At 34.8% G+C, this 17,331-nt stretch carries 14 protein-coding genes and 1 tRNA gene; 14 read left to right on the plus strand and 1 reads right to left on the minus strand.

All coding sequences use genetic code 11. The features are described from left to right. The first annotated feature begins 1 nt into the window (after position 1). The 4 genes from nudB to GQ596_RS04575 all read left to right on the plus strand — a co-directional run bounded on the left by nudB (position 2) and on the right by GQ596_RS04575 (position 3,633). Entirely contained in the window at positions 2–454 is a 453-nt protein-coding gene (gene nudB, locus GQ596_RS04560) for a dihydroneopterin triphosphate diphosphatase (RefSeq protein WP_160400504.1), read from the plus strand. A 10-nt stretch (positions 455–464) separates the two neighbouring features. Continuing rightward, positions 465–881, plus strand: a complete 417-nt coding sequence (locus GQ596_RS04565; protein WP_160400505.1) for a hypothetical protein — start codon at positions 465–467, stop codon at positions 879–881. Positions 882–969: 88 nt separating this feature from the next. After that, positions 970–2,433, plus strand: coding sequence for a 4-hydroxy-3-polyprenylbenzoate decarboxylase (ubiD, locus tag GQ596_RS04570; protein ID WP_160400506.1), 1,464 nt, complete (start codon positions 970–972; stop codon positions 2,431–2,433). A gap of 135 nt (positions 2,434–2,568) precedes the next feature. Continuing rightward, the gene (locus tag GQ596_RS04575; RefSeq protein ID WP_160400507.1) at positions 2,569–3,633 is read left to right on the plus strand and encodes an SEL1-like repeat protein; all 1,065 of its coding nucleotides are present in this window, start codon (positions 2,569–2,571) and stop codon (positions 3,631–3,633) included. 25 nt (positions 3,634–3,658) lie between these two features. Here GQ596_RS04575 and ppc read toward each other — a convergent pair whose 3' ends face one another. Further along, positions 3,659–6,304 (minus strand): phosphoenolpyruvate carboxylase, encoded by a 2,646-nt coding sequence (gene ppc / locus GQ596_RS04580; RefSeq protein ID WP_160400508.1) that lies wholly within the window; start codon positions 6,302–6,304, stop codon positions 3,659–3,661. Positions 6,305–6,652: 348 nt separating this feature from the next. Here ppc and GQ596_RS04585 point away from each other — a divergent pair, with 348 nt between their 5' ends. From GQ596_RS04585 to GQ596_RS04630, 10 genes are all read left to right on the plus strand, one after another. After that, the gene (locus GQ596_RS04585) at positions 6,653–7,144 is read left to right on the plus strand and encodes an NADH-quinone oxidoreductase subunit J (protein ID WP_160400509.1); all 492 of its coding nucleotides are present in this window, start codon (positions 6,653–6,655) and stop codon (positions 7,142–7,144) included. Between the two features lies 1 nt (position 7,145). Then, a complete protein-coding gene (gene nuoK, locus GQ596_RS04590; protein WP_160400510.1) occupies positions 7,146–7,448 on the plus strand; it encodes an NADH-quinone oxidoreductase subunit NuoK in 303 nt (100 codons plus the stop codon). Next, positions 7,445–9,292 carry an NADH-quinone oxidoreductase subunit L gene (locus GQ596_RS04595; protein WP_160400511.1) on the plus strand — a complete coding sequence of 616 codons (1,848 nt, stop codon included), beginning with the start codon at positions 7,445–7,447 and terminating at the stop codon, positions 9,290–9,292. The genes nuoK and GQ596_RS04595 overlap by 4 nt, the downstream gene beginning before the upstream one ends. Positions 9,293–9,308: 16 nt before the next feature. Beyond that, positions 9,309–10,853 carry a NuoM family protein gene (locus GQ596_RS04600; protein WP_160400512.1) on the plus strand — a complete coding sequence of 515 codons (1,545 nt, stop codon included), beginning with the start codon at positions 9,309–9,311 and terminating at the stop codon, positions 10,851–10,853. A gap of 6 nt (positions 10,854–10,859) precedes the next feature. Next, positions 10,860–12,617, plus strand: a complete 1,758-nt coding sequence (locus tag GQ596_RS04605) for an NADH-quinone oxidoreductase subunit N (RefSeq protein WP_160400513.1) — start codon at positions 10,860–10,862, stop codon at positions 12,615–12,617. Between the two features lie 184 nt (positions 12,618–12,801). Then, positions 12,802–13,131: a preprotein translocase subunit YajC gene (gene yajC, locus GQ596_RS04610; RefSeq protein ID WP_160400514.1), complete on the plus strand. Its 330-nt coding sequence runs from the start codon at positions 12,802–12,804 to the stop codon at positions 13,129–13,131. A 59-nt stretch (positions 13,132–13,190) separates the two neighbouring features. Further along, a complete protein-coding gene (gene secD, locus GQ596_RS04615) occupies positions 13,191–15,047 on the plus strand; it encodes a protein translocase subunit SecD (RefSeq protein WP_160400515.1) in 1,857 nt (618 codons plus the stop codon). Positions 15,048–15,062: 15 nt separating this feature from the next. After that, positions 15,063–16,058, plus strand: coding sequence for a protein translocase subunit SecF (gene secF, locus GQ596_RS04620; protein WP_160400631.1), 996 nt, complete (start codon positions 15,063–15,065; stop codon positions 16,056–16,058). A 126-nt stretch (positions 16,059–16,184) separates the two neighbouring features. Next, a tRNA-Ala gene (locus tag GQ596_RS04625) sits at positions 16,185–16,260 on the plus strand. Between the two features lie 407 nt (positions 16,261–16,667). Next, positions 16,668–17,183 (plus strand): ClbS/DfsB family four-helix bundle protein, encoded by a 516-nt coding sequence (locus GQ596_RS04630; RefSeq protein ID WP_160400516.1) that lies wholly within the window; start codon positions 16,668–16,670, stop codon positions 17,181–17,183. The last annotated feature ends 148 nt before the right edge of the window (positions 17,184–17,331 follow it).

The raw sequence follows: 17,331 nt of genomic DNA on the forward strand, positions 1-17,331 counted from the left end.
AATGAAAAAATTCAAAAATCCTGAATCTGTTCTGGTAGTAATCTACTGCCAGACAACAAAGCGTTGTCTTATGTTACAGCGGCAAGATGACCCTAATTTTTGGCAATCAGTGACAGGTAGTATGGAAGCTGACGAGTTACCAAAAGAAACAGCGATTCGTGAAGTTTTTGAAGAAACGGGTATTAATATTATTGAACAAAACCTTGAGTTAATTGATGCAAAACGTACCATTGAGTTTGACATTTTTCCACAATTTAGACATAAATATGCGCCAGAAGTTAAGGTAAATAAAGAACATTGGTTTTATCTGCCACTTATTAATGAGATAACGCCTATACTTACTGAACATTTAGCTTATCAGTGGCTAACGATTGATGATGCTGCCAAGCTTACTTTATCACCCAATAATAGTGAGGCTATTGGTAAAATCTATAATTTGATTAAATCTAATTAAGAGGCTGAAAATGAAATTGAGTCTATCTGCGGTTGTGTTGTCTTGTTTATGTTGTTTTGTTTTAACCAGTCATGCTGAAATAAATATAAAAAAATGCCAACCTAATCAAAATGACTATATTATTTTTGATGAATACGATTCAAATATAGCTGAAAAAATAATTGATTTTAAATTACATAATCAACCAGAAAAGCGGGAAAGCAGTATCATTAAGATATTTGCTAATGAAAATAACGATGATCGAAACGATTGGATAGCTTCTTTTTTATTTGATGATCAATCTGAGCAATATCTCTTTTATCAAGTTGATCAGGATAACTTTGTTGAGGTTGACAAAAAACAATTTGAGGCTTTATTACCGAAAATCGTTGAGTGTAATTTAAATAAGCAAGTACCTATATATAGCGAAAATTTTGATGAAGATTAGTTAAATTCAAAGATATGTTAATAGTAAAGTAAAAAATATTTTTGGATAGGTTAACTGAGAATGAGTCAGTAACAGGGAGTAATGTTAGATGAATTTTTCAAATTTTAGAGATTTTTTAGATTATCTTGAGCAGCAAGGTGAATTAAAAAGAATTTCTTTCCCTGTTAATCCTTATCTTGAAATGACAGAAATTGCGGATCGTGTTTTACGTAATGAAGGTCCGGCTTTATTATTTGAGAATCCAATTGGTTATGATATGCCTGTTTTATGCAATTTGTTTGGTACAGCTAAACGTGTTGCGATGGGAATGGGACGTGAGGATACTTCTGCTTTACGTGAAATTGGTGAGTTATTGGCATTTTTGCGTGAACCTGAACCCCCAAAAGGTATAAAACAATTTTTTAATGTATTACCTAAATATAAACAAGTCTTAAATATGCCGGTTAAACATCGTTCATCAGCACCCTGCCAAGAGATGATTTTTAAAGATGATGAAGTGGATTTGACTCGTTTACCTATTATGCATTGCTGGCCCGATGATGTAGCACCACTGTTATCTTGGGGGCTAACAATAACCAAAGGTCCTTATAAAGAACGGCAAAATTTAGGTATTTATCGTTTGCAGTGTTTAGGGAAAAATAAATTAATCATGCGTTGGCTTTCTCATCGTGGTGGTGCACTTGATTTTGCCGAATGGCAACAGGTTCATCCTAATGAAAGATTTCCTGTTAGTGTTGCTATTGGCGCTGATCCCGCAACTATTTTAGGTGCAGTGACACCAGTGCCTGATACGTTACCTGAATATGCTTTTTCTGGGTTATTAAGAGGTAGCCGAACAGAAGTGGTTAAATCGTTATCCAATGATTTAGAGGTTCCAGCTAGTGCAGAAATAGTTCTTGAGGGTTACATTGATCCTAATGAATTGGCATCAGAAGGTCCATATGGTGATCACACGGGTTATTATAATGAAATTGAACAATTTCCTGTATTTACTGTGACGCACTTAACTCGTCGTAAAGATGCGATTTATCATTCTACTTATACCGGTAGGCCACCAGATGAGCCTGCAGTTATGGGGCTTGCTTTAAATGAAGTGTTTATCCCCATTTTACAAAAACAATTTCCTGAAATTGTGGATTTTTATTTGCCACCTGAAGGGTGTTCATATCGTATTGCGATTGTTACAATTAAAAAACAGTACCCTGGTCATGCTAAACGAGTCATGATGGGGGTTTGGTCTTATTTACGGCAATTTATGTATACCAAATTTGTCATTGTTTGTGATGATGATATTAATGCGCGTGATTGGAAGGATGTGATGTGGGCTATTTCAACTCGTATGGATCCTCATCGAGACACTACATTTATTGATAATACTCCAATAGATTATTTGGATTTTGCTTCACCTATTTCGGGATTAGGATCTAAAATGGGGCTAGATGCTACCAATAAATGGGCTGGTGAAACTAATCGAGAATGGGGAAAATTAATTAAAAAAGATCCAAAAATCGTTGCTCGTATTGATGAGATTTGGGATAGGTTAGGTCTGTAGTGTATTTTTTATTTAAGTAAAATAACAAAATTTGATATAAAAATGTAATTTCAAAAGGATAAGCATTAAACAAAGCTATTCCCTTTTGTTGCATTTATGTATAATTATTATTAATGTCATTATAATTAAACAAATATGAAAAAAATCCAAATTCTATTAGTATTATTGTTATCCATTTCTTATAGCGCAATGGGAGCAGATTATAAGACGCAATCAAATGATACTCAATTAAAGTTGCAAGAGACAGAGTCATTGCTCCCTTCTTTACGTTTGTCTGCAGAAAAAGGAAACGCGGAAGCACAGTATTCATTAGGAAGTATCTATAAACAAGGTGTAGGTGTTGAAGCGAGTGATATTCGTGCCTTTTTTTGGTACAAAAAGGCCGCTGAGCAAGGGTTAGCTAAAGCACAAAATAACTTAGCATTTATGTATCAAAGTGGTCTAGGGACTAAACGTGATTTAGATGCGGCATTTAAATATTTTAAATTAGCCGCAGATCAAAATTATGCATTGGCTAAATATAATCTGGCTTTAATGTATAAAGAAGGGGAAGGTGTCGAAAAAAACACATCAACTGCAGTTGATTACTTTTCACAAGCTGGTGATGCTGGTATTTATGACGCTTATCTAAACCTTGGTATTATGTATTTTTTTGGTGATGGCGTAACGAAAGATCGTATGACTGCCGCTGATTGGTTTAGTAAAGCCGCTAAGGATAATATTTCCGAAGCACAATACTATTTAGGGCTAATGTCTGAAAATGGCGACGGCTTAACCCAAGATTATGTGGCTGCTAACTATTTTTATACACAGGCGGCCGAACATGGACATGTGCTAGCTATGTATAATTTAGCTATTATGTATGCAACAGGCACGGGTTCTAAACCCGACAATACGCAAGCGGCATATTGGTTTACCAAGGCTGCCGAAGCAGGCAATGCTGATGCCCAATACAACATTGGCGTAATGTATGATGTAGGTGGCGGTGTTGATAAAGACGAGAAAAAAGCCGTTGAATGGTATTTAAAAGCAGCAGATCAAGGCAGTGTTGATGCTCAGTATAATTTAGGTATTAAATATCTAGAAGGCGAGGGAGTTGATAAAGATCAGGAACGCGCCATCTATTGGTTTACTAAAGCTAGTGAGCAAGGTGACCAAGACGCTAAAGCTTATTTAGATAATTTATTACCTAAAAAATAAAAAAGGCTAGCGCCTTTTTTATTTTTTAACCCGAGTTTCGCATACCTGCCGCAATCCCTGAAATAGTAATCATAAGCCCTTGCTCTACTATAACATTTTGATGTTCACAGTGTGTGCGTGAACGACTCAATAACTCTGCTTGTAGCAGATTTAATGGTTCAATATAAGTATTACGCAAAGCCACTGATTCTGCAATCCAAGGTAGATCAGCCATTAAACTGATATCATCTGTAATGGTTAGTACTGTATTGATATCCTGAGTCAATAAATTCCTTAATTCTTCTCCTAATGGCCATAAGGCTTGATCGACTAAACGCTGTTCGTAATATTCGTGTATATTTGGTGCCGCTTTGGCGTAAACCATTTCAAGCATACCTAAACGAGCATTAAAGAAAGGCCAATTATGATACATTTCTTTAAGAAGATCTTTTTTACCTTTTTCAATAACTGCTCTAAGAGCGTTACCCGCACCAAGCCAAGATGGCACCATTAAACGGTTTTGTGTCCAAGCAAAAATCCATGGAATAGCACGTAAACTTTCTATCCCTCCACCTGTTCGACGTTTTTGCGGTCTTGAACCTAGTGGTAACCTACCTAATTCAGCCTCAGGAGTTACTGCTCTAAAATAATCAACAAATTCAGTTCGTTCACGTACATAACTACGATAACAGTTGCATGAAATTTCAGACATTTCGTCCATGATATCGCGCCATGCTTGCTTAGGTGCAGGTGGTGGCAATAAATTAGCTTGTAAAATTGCTGATGTATAAAGCATTAAACTACTGAGAGCAACTTCAGGTAGACCAAGTTTAAAACGAATCATTTCGCCTTGCTCGGTAACTCTAAGTCCACCTTTTAATGAACCTGGTGGTTGTGAAAGTAGCGCAGCATGAGCAGGTGCTCCTCCGCGACCAATTGAGCCTCCTCGTCCATGGAATAGCACCAAATTAGTATTATATTTTTCAAATAAGTTAACTAGTTCTTCTTGTGAGCGATACTGTGCCCAAGATGCCGCAAGTGTACCGGCATCTTTAGCCGAATCAGAATAGCCTATCATCACCATCTGTTTGCCGCGAATTTTATCGCGATACCAAGGAATCTCCAGTAACTTTTGCATAACCAATTTAGCATTGTTTAAGTCTTCTAATGTTTCAAATAATGGTGCAACTGGAATATTTTTTTGGCAATCAACGATTTTCAATAATAAGTAAACGGCTAAAACATCAGAAGGCGCTTTAGCCATTGATATTACATAAGAAGCGATTGATTCTTCTCCTGCTTTTTTGATAACGCGACAAGTATCTAAAACTTCTTGAACCATTTCAGTTGGTTGCCAGTTATATGGGAGTAATGGCCGATTAGACTGTAATTCAGTTAATAAAAAGGTTTGTTTTTCTTCTTCTGACCATTGGGCATAGCTACCTAAATTAAGTTCTTTGGTTAATGCGTCTAAGGCTTCTGTGTGGACTGAACTGTCTTGACGGATATCTAATCTAACCAATTGTAAGCCGAAACTTTTTATACGTCGTAATGTGTCAAGTAATGGTCCATGGGCTATGGTTGACATGCCATTATCAATTAATGATTCATAACAGATATAAAGTGGTGTCCATAGTTGTTGATTTTTAATTAAAATATCACTAGGCGGTAATACTCGTTCATTATTTAGCAATGCTTCAATATAATTGTGAGTTTTAATTAAGCGTGCTCGTAATTGTTTCATTACTGCGCGATAAGGTTCAGAAACGGTCTTATTACTTTCATCTAATAGTTCAATAACCGATTCGTTGCATTCTGTCATCGAAAGTTCACGAACAAGTATTTGAATATCAGCTAAAAATAATTCAATAGCTTTTAATCTAGCTTGTAGCATTACTTTTTCTGTGACTTTTGCTGTTACATTAGGGTTTCCATCACGATCTCCGCCCATCCATGAGGTGAATTTGACTGGCACATGATCAACCGATAATTGTTCATCAAAAGCATCAACTAACTGGTCATTGAGTTCTCGCAAAAATAGGGGCACACCTTCCCATAAGCTATCTTCAATGACTGAAAATCCCCATTTTGCTTCATCAATTGGCGTTGGGCGTTTTTTTCGGATTTCATCGGTATACCATGCCTGACAAACTAGCTGTTTTAAGCGACGCATGATCCGTTCTATTTCATAGTCGGCTAAATCATTATGATCGAGTTGGGATAAACAACTGTTAATAGCCGTATAAGTATTGATCATTGTTCGGCGATTGATTTCTGTTGGATGAGCTGTCAATACTAATTCAATGGATAGTTCGTTAATTGCGTTTGTAATCGTTTCTTTGGAAAAGTTAAGGTTTTTTAGTGTACTGAATAATTCAGTCATTTTTTTAGGACTACTAGATGCTTCACCATGGGGCGAAATACCATAATACTCAGCAGCCGTATTAACTAAATTCAAAAACTGATTAAATGCGCGTGCAACATGCAATAAATCATCATCATTGAGATTTTCAATTAAATTGAGTAGTTCATGATGTGCTTGTGTATTTCCTTTTTGAGCCAACTTCGATAATTTTCTTATTTTTTCAACTAAATCAAAGGTCTCATTACCAGTGGCACGTTTGATTGCATTGCCTAATAAAGTACCTAGCATATTGACATTACTTCGCATTGAGGAGTATTGGTTATTCATGATTTTCTCATCTTAGATTTTATTATCCCTAAGTACTTAAGCTGTATGGCTCAAATGACAACTTAACAAAATAGGTATAATCATTAGTTAATTTGATTAGGTTATATACTTTATAACAATGTTGCTTTGAATTTAAATAATAAAATTTTATGGTTTTTATTTTTTTTAGTTGTTTTAATTATATTGACCACGAAAGATCGACAAATAAAAAGCGCTATTTAATTTTGTTGTGGTCATCGGAATCCCACTTAAAAAGTCTATTTTCAATGAATACGGTGTGGCAAACTGTATCTTGATATGATTTGGGTATATACTAACGCCATATATCAATACATATTGGATTATTTAATGATCGCTGTTTTTTATATCGCATCGATTATTGCTGTCGTTGCCAGTGTAAAAGTGATTAGTAGCTTACGGATAGATAAAGCAATTTTATATCTTGTTATTTCACTTTTTGCTTCATCCTTCATATTTATTCAACTTGGCGCCTATTTTTCTGCCATTTTGTATATCCTGTTATTTATTGGAGGATCGGTAACGCTTTTTTTACTTGTTGCCTCAGTTTTGAAAATTAGCGTTGATAATGTAGAAAATAATAAACACGGTATTAGTCCTAAAATTTGGTTAGGACCATTAATCTTAGCTTTCATTTTACTCGTTGTGCTTATTTATGGTGTAGTAAATACTAATTATTCAGAACTAAAAGAATCCCATGACTTAATACATGAAATGTCTATATTTGCATATATTTTGATGGCTGAATTAGCCGTATTTTTATTATTTGGTGCAGCCGTCATTGCTTATCATTTTATGCATCGGCTTATGTCGGAGAAATAATATGATTCCACTTGCGTATTGCCTTATTTTTGCTTCTGTTTTATTTGTTATCGGACTATTAGGCGTCATGATTCGGCGTGACTTTTATTTTTTATTGCTAAGCCTTATTATTATGAATAATGGGGCAATAGTTGCATTGTTTGCAGCAAGTTGTTATTGGCAACAATCTGATGGACAAATTCTTGCTATATTTGCGGTAATTACAACCTTAGCTGAAGTTTGTGTCGGGCTTGCGTTAATGATGAAACTATTTTACCGTCGAAAAATTTTTAATATTGATTCATTGAGCGAAATGAAAGGATGAATTTACTTTATTTAACTATTATTGTTCCCTTGCTCTCTTTTCTAATATTAGTTTGCCTTGGGAGGCACATACGAACTCTTGATGTAATGATTATAAGTATTAGCACCGTATTAATCATTGCATTAATTACTTTATTTTCATGTATTGATTTTACTTCAAATACAGTACCTGATATGACGTTAGTTTATACCAGAACGTTGTGGAATTGGTTTTCTGTAGGTGATTTTACGGTACCTATTTCTTTAACGTTGGATGGGTTATCGCTAACTTTTTTAGTTTTAATCTCATTTTTTGGTCTTTTGATTTACTCCTTTGCGGCTTGTTATTTGACATCAAGCAAAGATATTTATAATTTTTATGCTTACAGTAATTTATTAATTGCCAGTATATTAACTATCGTATTAGTTGATAATCTGTTTGTTATGTTAATTGGTTGGGAAGGCGTGAGTATAAGTACTTACTTACTTATTGGTATCTATTATAAACAAGCTCGAAATGGTTATGCAGCAGTAAAGGCATTTATCCTTATGCATTTAACTGATATCTTTTTAATTATTGGCATATTTTTACTGTATCAAACTGTTGAAACATTAAGTATCCATGATGTTTTGAATCAGGCGCATGAAAACTTAGCTGTGGATTCAGATATTATATTTTGGATAACTTTAATGCTATTCCTTGGTGCCATGAGTAAGTCAGCACTATTTCCTATGCATTCATGGTTTGTTCAAACAACGTTAGCTCCAATGCCTGCAGTAGCTTTATTACAATCTTCAACGGTGATTTTAGCTGGAGTGTATTTAGTTTTAAGGCTAAGTAACTTATTTATGATGTCGAGTGATGTACTTGCTATTATATCGATAATTTCATCGTTGACTATCTTATTTGCTAGTACTATTGCCTTAGTGCAATATGATATTAAAAGAATTATTACCTATATCAATTTATCGCAAATTAGCTATCTATTTTATGCCTTTTCAACGCAGAGTTGGAATTTGTCTCTTAGTTGCTTAATTAATTATGCTGTAACAAGTACATTATTAATTTTATCTTCATCAATTTTAATTAAAAAATGTCAAGGTGAACGTGATATAAGTAAACTTGGTGGATTAATTAAATCGTTTCCAATGCTGTATGCGGTGTTTTTGTTTATTATGTTATCTCTTAGTGCTATGCCTTGGATTTCATCGTCATTTTATATCAAGGGAGACATTATATTGGGCTTAATGGCTCAAGATAAATTAATATCTGGAACCATTGGTTTATTAGGTATTTTACTTTCTAGTTTGAATATTTGGCGTTTAATTTCAATGGTCTTTTATCACAAACAAAAACAGCATCATTTTGCAGTAACTAAATGGATAAGCTACTGTCCAATTTTTATACTATTGGTATTCCCTACTGCTTTATTTATTTATTTTCCATTACCCGTTCAAGGCATAGTGCCAATAGCTGAGTTAAACACAGATGGACAATTGTCTTTCCAGATACTGTTAGCTGCGGTAACAGGGTTAAGTGTTTTGATTGCTTATGTTTTATATGTGCGTCCAAATAACGAAGTAAAAGAAGTGTTAAATACACCAATGATTAAATTCTTTTTGCGATTATGTAATAGCGATTGGCGCTATGATTATGCATTGCATACGCTATTTGTTAAACCTTATATCTATTTAGCTAACTTGTTAAAAAAAGATCCGTTAGCTTTATGGGATGGTTGGGTTATGTGGAGCATTAGGAAAGTAAACGCATTTATCGTTGACCTAGAAAATGGACAAATTCGGTGGTATATGCTGTCAATGGTTATAGGTAGTATTATCATATTAATGTTACTGATTTTTATTTAAAAAGGTGTAATCATTCATGTTGTTATGGCTTGTTTTTTTACCTGTAATAGGCGGATTCATTGGTTGGTTATGCCATGTATGTTTTCAAAGAGGCGTTGTTTCCGCCAATGTACAAATGCGTTGGTCAAAATTACCAATAATTATAGCGCTTATTACAATTTGCGTTACATTATTGATGGTAACTGTATTTTGGATAGATGCGGTGAAAGTGTCGAATCAAGGTACAAACTGGGTACAGGAAGTAAACCTAGAATGGATACCTTTACTCGGTATTCATTTTCATCTTGTTTTAGATGGACTATCTATAGTTGTTATCACTTCGACCCTATTTATTGTACTATTGACGATTGTCTATTCTAGTAAAGAAAGTCTAAATAATCTTGGCTTATTTTATTTATGTTTATTGTTTATGACATCAGCTATTATGATGCTGTTTGTTGTCACTGACTTATTTCTTATGTTTTTATTTTGGGAAGCTGTGGCAATTCCTATCTATTTTTTAATTTCTTTATGGGGACGACGAGATTCAAGCTCACAATTACGTTTTAATGGTACTAGCAAATTTTTGATCTATACCCAACTAAGCAGTCTAATCATGCTAATCTCAATTGTTTCATTAGCCTTGATCAACTGGAACTTAACCGGGCATTGGACGTTTGATTATCAGGTATTAATCAAAACTCCAATTTCAAGTTATACTGAATTTTTACTTATGTTAGGATTTTTGACCGCTTTTATTGTGCGTATTCCTTTTGTTCCTTTTCATAGCTGGTTTATTGAAACTCATATTGAATCTTCAACCACAGGCTCAATGATGGTTAGTGGATTATTACTAAATACAGCTTCGTTTGGTTTATTGCGATTTGTTATACCATTATTTCCTAATGCTTCGGTCACGATTATGCCGCTGATGTTAGTTTTTGCTTTAATTACAGTTGTTTATGCGGCCTTACTTGCATTTAATCAAACCGATATTAAAAAACTTATTGCTTATATTCATATCGCATTGATGGGGTTTGTTACGGCAATTATTTATAGTGGTTCTGTGATTGCTTATCAAGGGGTGGTTATACAAATGATAGCCGTCAATTTAGCCATCGTTGGTATGTTTATAATTAGTGGATTATTAGTTGAAAGTTATTCCACCAGAAATATAAACCAATTTGTTGGGCTTAAAGAGCGAGTACCTTACCTATCTTCGTTTACTTTATATTTTATTTTGGCTGTATTAGGTATTCCAGGTACGGCGAATTTTGTCGGTAATTATATGATGCTACTTGGTAGCTATAACACCTTCTCTTTTTATACAATTTTGTTAGTAATTGGCTTATTATTGGTATCTATTTCATTTATTGTTCGCATGCAGCCAATTTTTTATGGTTCTGTTGATAAAGTACCTACAGCAAAGCATCTACTTAGTAAAAAGGATGTTTTATTATTATCAAGCGTTTTAATTGTCCTTATATTTATAGGCTTGTATCCTCAAGTGGTCTTAGACATGTCTTATTCTGTTGTGAATCAAACACAACAATATATAGCCACAGAGCGAGTGGGAGAATAATTACTTATGATAGCTTTGTCACCGATTTTTGTATTAAGTTTTGCCATCATTGCTTTATTATTCTCATTATTTATTTTTAAAATAAATACCAAATGTTGCACCATTTTAACCGTATGCGGATTATCCTGTGCTTTGATGTGTTCTGTAATAGTTGGTTATAAAATTTCGTTTAGTACTCAAGTTATTACTGATATCAGCAGTGATAATATGCAAATATCGGTACCTGCTTCAGAGCCTATTAAGGAACCTAATTCATCAAGTGAAGAAACAATTGCAATTGATACAGTACCAAATGAAGAGAGTGGATCAGCGAATGGAAATGAGAACATAAATATTAACGACAATATCGATAATAACAATAATTCTAATAATAGCAATACGGATATTAATACTGACACAGCTACAAATGTTGAAACTAATGCTAATTCTCGCATTGATGATAATTCAACAAATGAGTGGAAAGCACATCATATCACTGCGCTTTTTACCTGTGATGGCTATGGGTTACTTTATACCAGTTTGATTTTAATGATATCTATTGCGGTTGCATGTTTTGCTTATCGTTGGTTTAAGCAAGAGCAAAAACATCATGGGTTATTTTATTTAATTTTACTTTTTATGACATTAGGTGGTGTAACACTCGTATACTCAAGCCATTTAATTGCATTTTTTATTGGTATTGAACTGTTATCGATCCCATTTGTAGGATTAATTGGTTACCAATATACGCAAACACATTCATTAGAGGCGGCTGTTAAATACATGATATTATCGGCTGTTGCGAGTGTGTTTTTATTGATGGGGATAGCCTTTTATTATGCAACAACTGGGGAACTAACTTTTAGTGGATTAAGTTATCAGCTTTCAACGATGTCTTACCCAAGCACATTATTACTGATAGGTGTTTGCTTAATGCTAGTGGGTATTGGTTTTAAATTGTCACTCGTCCCATTTCAACTTTGGTTACCGGATGTTTATCAAGGTGCGCCAACAGTTGTTGCTTTGTTATTATCAACAGTCGGAAAAGTTGCCGTTTTTTGTGCTATAGCAAGACTGTTTTTATTGGCACCTATTGTTAACAATGAAACCATCCGAATTATTTTAGTAATGATGGCTTTTTGTTCTATTTTATGGGGTAATTTGTTGGCACTAATGCAAAGTAACTTAAAGCGATTACTTGCTTATTCATCAATAGCGCATTTTGGTTATTTATTAACAGCACTTATTGCAGTGCAATATCAAGTACTTGCATTAGAAACTATTGGTGTTTACCTAATTGGATATATTTTAGCTAATATCTGTATTTTAGGCGCGATCAGTTTAGATTCTCATTCTGATGAGCTTCAAGATCATGAAAATGAAATCGACCTATCAGGGCTATTTTGGCGAAGACCAATTCTGGCATTATCAATGGGAGTAGGTTTTTTATCTTTAGCTGGTGTCCCATTAACTGCGGGATTCATTGGGCGATTTTTACTGGTGTTATTAGGCGTAACGGCTGAATTATGGTGGTTAGTAGCTGCTATTGTTATTGGTAGCTCATTGGGGCTTTACTTTTATGCCCGCCTAATTATCAATCTTTATATCAGACCAATCAGCCGTGATGATCAAGCGACCAGTGGATCTTCAATTAAATTAAAATGGGCTAATATTAGAATTAGTGAATTGATTATTGTGCTATGTGCTTTATTAACATTGCTTTGTGGAGTTTATCCTAAATGGTTGTTTAACTTAGTTAGTGTTGCGCAATATTTAACTACATAATTAATATTTATTCACCATTATTATGCCGTTAACGAATAGATATTAATCAAAATACTAAAACACTTTACTTTATGTTAAACACGATTTTTTATGAAACTTTTTGATAAGAAATAGTTAATAATAGATTTATTTATTGTGTTATAATTCCGAACTTTAATATTTTATTTAAATCAAGAGGACCTATATGGACTTTTTAATTTCTAATGCTTATGCCGCAGATGGTAGCCAACCTGGTGGTGATTATTTTCTTCCGATTATGTTAGTTGTGTTTGGTCTATTTTTCTATTTTATGATTATGCGCCCACAACAAAAACGCGCCAAAGCACATCGTGATTTAATGGCGTCAATCTCAAAAGGTGATGAAGTATTGACCAGTGGTGGAATTATTGGTCGCGTGTCAAAAGTTAACGACAACGGTTACATCGCATTAGAATTAAATGATACAACTGAAATTGTGATCAAACGTGACTTTATCACATCAGTTTTACCAAAAGGAACAATGAAATCACTATAATAGAGATTTATCTATTATGTTCATTGTGTTAATTACCTAATCCTACAAGAGAATATGTCGTGTTAAATCGCTATCCTTTGTGGAAATACATTATGTTGGTCGTTGTCATTTGCCTCGGCCTTCTGTATGCACTTCCAAATATTTATGGTGAAGATCCCGCTATACAAATTTCAGGCTCAAATACTGCTGAAATCAATGTTGCTACACAAGATAAAGTCAAAAAAGCTTTGATAGATAATGATATCAAAATTAAATCAATGGTTTATGAAAATAAATCGATTTTAATCCGTGTTAGTGATAACGATACACAGCTTAAAGCTAAAGAGCTTATATCTGAAGCGTTAGGTGAAGAGTATATTGTTGCATTAAATTTAGCGCCAGCAACACCCAAATGGCTTACAATGCTAGGTGCTGAACCGATGAAACTAGGGCTTGATTTGCGTGGTGGTGTTCATTTCTTAATGGAAGTTGATATGGCAACTGCATTAAGTAAACTTACAGAACAATCTATTGAAAACATAAAAGCTGAATTTACGACTAGCAAATTAAATTACAAAACAATCAATAAAGACCGTGATGAGAAAATTGTAATACAATTTGATAATACCGAAGATCGTAATAAAGCTATCACCAAGATCAATAGTTTACAAGATTTCAAAGTTATTTCTCAAAGTGACAACAGTATCATCATCAATATCAGCGAAAGACGTTTACAACAAGCTAAAAATGATGCTGTACAACAAAACACCACCATTTTACGCAATCGTGTTAACCAACTAGGTGTTGCCGAACCGATTGTACAACGCCAAGGCGCGGATCGGATAGTGGTAGAATTACCGGGCATACAAGACACCGCGTTAGCCAAGCGTATTTTGGGTGCGACAGCGACACTTGAGTTTAGACAAGTTAACGAAGATAGCACTCCTGATCTACCTGCTATCCTAAAAGGTGATATGCGCATTCCGTATGGTTCCGAAATCAAATATATGGAAAGCGGTCGCCCAGTGTTACTTTATAAACGAATTGTACTAACAGGGGATCATATTACTGATTCATCATTTCGCACAAGCCAATATGGTCAACCTGAAGTTGCTATTACACTTGATGGTTCAGGCGGTAAAAAAATGTTGAATTTTACCCAAAAGAATCTTAATAAAGCGATGGCAACCTTATTTGTTGAATACAAAGACACAGGGAAACGTGATGAAAATGGCAAACCAATTCTTGAAAAACAAGAGCGTGTTATCAACGTAGCAACAATTCAAGGTATTTTTAGTGACCGTTTCCAAGTAACGGGTATTGGCAGTATTGATGAAGCCAAAAATTTATCGTTATTATTACGAGCAGGAGCTCTAATTGCGCCAATTCAAATTATTGAAGAGCGCACTGTTGGACCATCAATGGGGCAAGAAAACATAACCCAAGGTCTCGAATCTTGTGTATGGGGCTTGGCGGTTTCAGTGATCTTTATGTTAGTGATGTATCGCCTATTTGGTCTATTTGCAAGCCTTGCATTGGTTGCTAATTTAATTTTAATTGTTGGTGCCATGTCCTTACTTCCTGGCGCAACGCTCAGTATGCCGGGTATTGCGGGTATTGTATTAACCGTTGGTATGGCTGTTGATGCCAATGTGCTAATCAATGAACGGATAAAAGAAGAGCTCAGTAATGGACGAGGAGTACAGCATGCGATTAATGAAGGGTATTCAGGAGCGTGGAGTAGTATTTTTGACGCCAACCTAACCACATTAATTACAGCAGTTATTCTTTATGCTGTTGGTACAGGCTCAATTAAAGGCTTTGCCATTACATTAGGTATCGGTATCGTAACATCAATGTTTACATCGATTGTTGGTACTCGTGCATTAGCCAATCTTATTTATGGCGGACGCCGTGTTAATAAGTTATCAATTTAGAGGTTTATTGTGAGTATTAATAAAAAAGAAAATCATGATGTTAGAGAATTAAATCATGGTCGCAGAGTCCTCGACTTTTTAAAATTTGGCTTTATTGCTTTTGTCATTTCAATGCTATTAGTGGTAGCTTCTTTTGTGATTATTTTTGTTAAAGGATTTAATCTAGGACAAGATTTCACGGGTGGCACCACAGTAGAGCTTACCGTAACAAAAGTGGTTAATCTTGATGATCTTCGTAATAGCTTACGCAATGCTGGTTATCATGAACCGATAGTACAATATTACGGTAGCAGTAAGGATATCATTATTAGGTTACCTTCGGCCAAGCAAGAAGATGGTAGTACCTCATCGGTGATTGATAATGCATTAGGTGCGAAAATTTCTAACTTAATACATAAAGATATTGATACGGATGCTCAAATTAAGCGTATTGAGTTTGTCGGTCCAACAGTGGGTGCAGAACTTGCGCAAGATGGTATATTGGCAATTTGTGCCGCATTAGTGTGTATTTTAATCTATATTGCCTTCCGTTTTGAATGGCGGTTTGGTACCGGTGCCGTAGTTGCTTTAGCGCATGATGTCATCATTACAGCAGGTTACTTATCACTATTTGAGCGCGAATTAGACTTAACGATCATCGCTGCAATGTTATCGATTATTGGTTATTCACTTAACGATACTATTGTTGTCTTCGACCGAATTCGTGAGAATTTTAGAAAGATTCGACGTGCAGAGCCTTACGATGTTATCAACATCTCGTTAACCCAAACATTGCACCGAACGCTAATGACATCAGGTACAACACTTGTTGTTGTCATTATCCTGTATATCTTTGGCGGTTCAATGTTAAAAGGCTTTTCTGAAACATTAGGTGTAGGTATTGTACTTGGTACAATCTCATCAATTTATGTGGCTGCGTATATGTCACTTAAATTGGGCGTAAAACGTGAACACTTTATGCCACCTAAAATTGAAGCAGAAGGCGCAGATCAACCTTCAATATTGCGTTAATTATATTAACTCTGCCATTGATTGGCAGAGTTTTATTAGCCTGTTTTTCAAACAAATAACATCAAATCGATTGACACTTATTATTTAGTTGCATATTATTAGCCACAGTTTTATCCCTTTCTATTTGGGGCCATAGCTCAGCTGGGAGAGCGCAACGCTGGCAGCGTTGAGGTCAGGGGTTCGATCCCCCTTGGCTCCACCAATTCAATATCCGGTAAGATTCTTTTAACTAACTCAAAAACAATGCAAAACCTCCAAAAAATTGGTCAGGAAAGGTATTGATTTTATTGAAGTTTTTTTCTTGCTTTTCAACAAGCTAATCCTGCATTTTATAAACTTTACCGACTTTCGTCGTATGTTATAAGTGAGTACATTGATTGAACTGTTTGTCCTAAAAATAGGACATAAAATCAAGGGAATCCCCTAAAATACCATTTCAAAAAACTTCAATAAAATCAATACCTTTTCTGACCGATTTTTGTCAGTGTTTTTTATTAGGCTGATTTTTAAAATCGCAAAGGTTGTTTGCCTTTTTTTATACATGGTTTATAGTATCTTGATTATTTATTGATAAGGGATAATAGGTTACAAAATCTAGGAGGATTCAAAATGGCTTATGTAAGTAAACAGCAGTTATTGGACGAGATAAACAAGACAGCTAAGTTATTTATTGATGAATTTGCGGTGTTGTCTGAATCACAAAAAGACACTTTGGTGGAGGGTGTTGATCGTACGCCTGCTCAGATGATTGCTTATCAATTAGGTTGGCTTAATTTGGTTAAGTCTTGGGATGATGATGAGCTTGCAGGCCAGACGCCTGAATTACCTGCGTCGGGTTATAAATGGAATCGGTTGGGTGATTTATACCAACATTTTTATGAGACTTATCAGGATTTATCATTGCAAGCGCTTATCCATTCATTTAAGCAACAAATTGAAATTTGGAATAAGTGGATCGCGTCATTAAGTGAAGATACGCTCTTTATCAAAGATACTCGCAATTGGACAACGCCGTATCCTGAAGCATGGACTGTTGCGCGCTTTATCCATATCAATTCTGTCGCGCCTTTTAAGTCGTTTAGAACCAAGATTAGAAAGTGGAAGAAGCTAAGCGCATTGGCTTAAAATCAATGTGACTCATTTTTTATCAAATGGGTCTTTTTAGTGAGTAGTCTCATTTTATTTTTATCTTATTAATTAGGTTTTGCTCATTTAGTTGAAGTTTGGCAAAATAGGCAACTTAATTGAGGCTTGTGTTTGCCTTGAATGACTG

Source organism: Gilliamella sp. Pra-s60 (assembly GCF_009795755.1).
Lineage (GTDB): Bacteria > Pseudomonadota > Gammaproteobacteria > Enterobacterales > Orbaceae > Gilliamella.

What these genes read in the sequence shown, in the direction of transcription:
- nudB (WP_160400504.1), top strand. Translation starts at nt 2, where the DNA reads ATGAAAAAATTCAAAAATCCTGAATCTGTTCTGGTAGTAATCTACTGC.
- GQ596_RS04565 (WP_160400505.1), top strand. Translation starts at nt 465, where the DNA reads ATGAAATTGAGTCTATCTGCGGTTGTGTTGTCTTGTTTATGTTGTTTT.
- ubiD (WP_160400506.1), top strand. Translation starts at nt 970, where the DNA reads ATGAATTTTTCAAATTTTAGAGATTTTTTAGATTATCTTGAGCAGCAA.
- GQ596_RS04575 (WP_160400507.1), top strand. Translation starts at nt 2,569, where the DNA reads ATGAAAAAAATCCAAATTCTATTAGTATTATTGTTATCCATTTCTTAT.
- ppc (WP_160400508.1), bottom strand. Translation starts at nt 6,304, where the DNA reads ATGAATAACCAATACTCCTCAATGCGAAGTAATGTCAATATGCTAGGT.
- GQ596_RS04585 (WP_160400509.1), top strand. Translation starts at nt 6,653, where the DNA reads ATGATCGCTGTTTTTTATATCGCATCGATTATTGCTGTCGTTGCCAGT.
- nuoK (WP_160400510.1), top strand. Translation starts at nt 7,146, where the DNA reads ATGATTCCACTTGCGTATTGCCTTATTTTTGCTTCTGTTTTATTTGTT.
- GQ596_RS04595 (WP_160400511.1), top strand. Translation starts at nt 7,445, where the DNA reads ATGAATTTACTTTATTTAACTATTATTGTTCCCTTGCTCTCTTTTCTA.
- GQ596_RS04600 (WP_160400512.1), top strand. Translation starts at nt 9,309, where the DNA reads ATGTTGTTATGGCTTGTTTTTTTACCTGTAATAGGCGGATTCATTGGT.
- GQ596_RS04605 (WP_160400513.1), top strand. Translation starts at nt 10,860, where the DNA reads ATGATAGCTTTGTCACCGATTTTTGTATTAAGTTTTGCCATCATTGCT.
- yajC (WP_160400514.1), top strand. Translation starts at nt 12,802, where the DNA reads ATGGACTTTTTAATTTCTAATGCTTATGCCGCAGATGGTAGCCAACCT.
- GQ596_RS04630 (WP_160400516.1), top strand. Translation starts at nt 16,668, where the DNA reads ATGGCTTATGTAAGTAAACAGCAGTTATTGGACGAGATAAACAAGACA.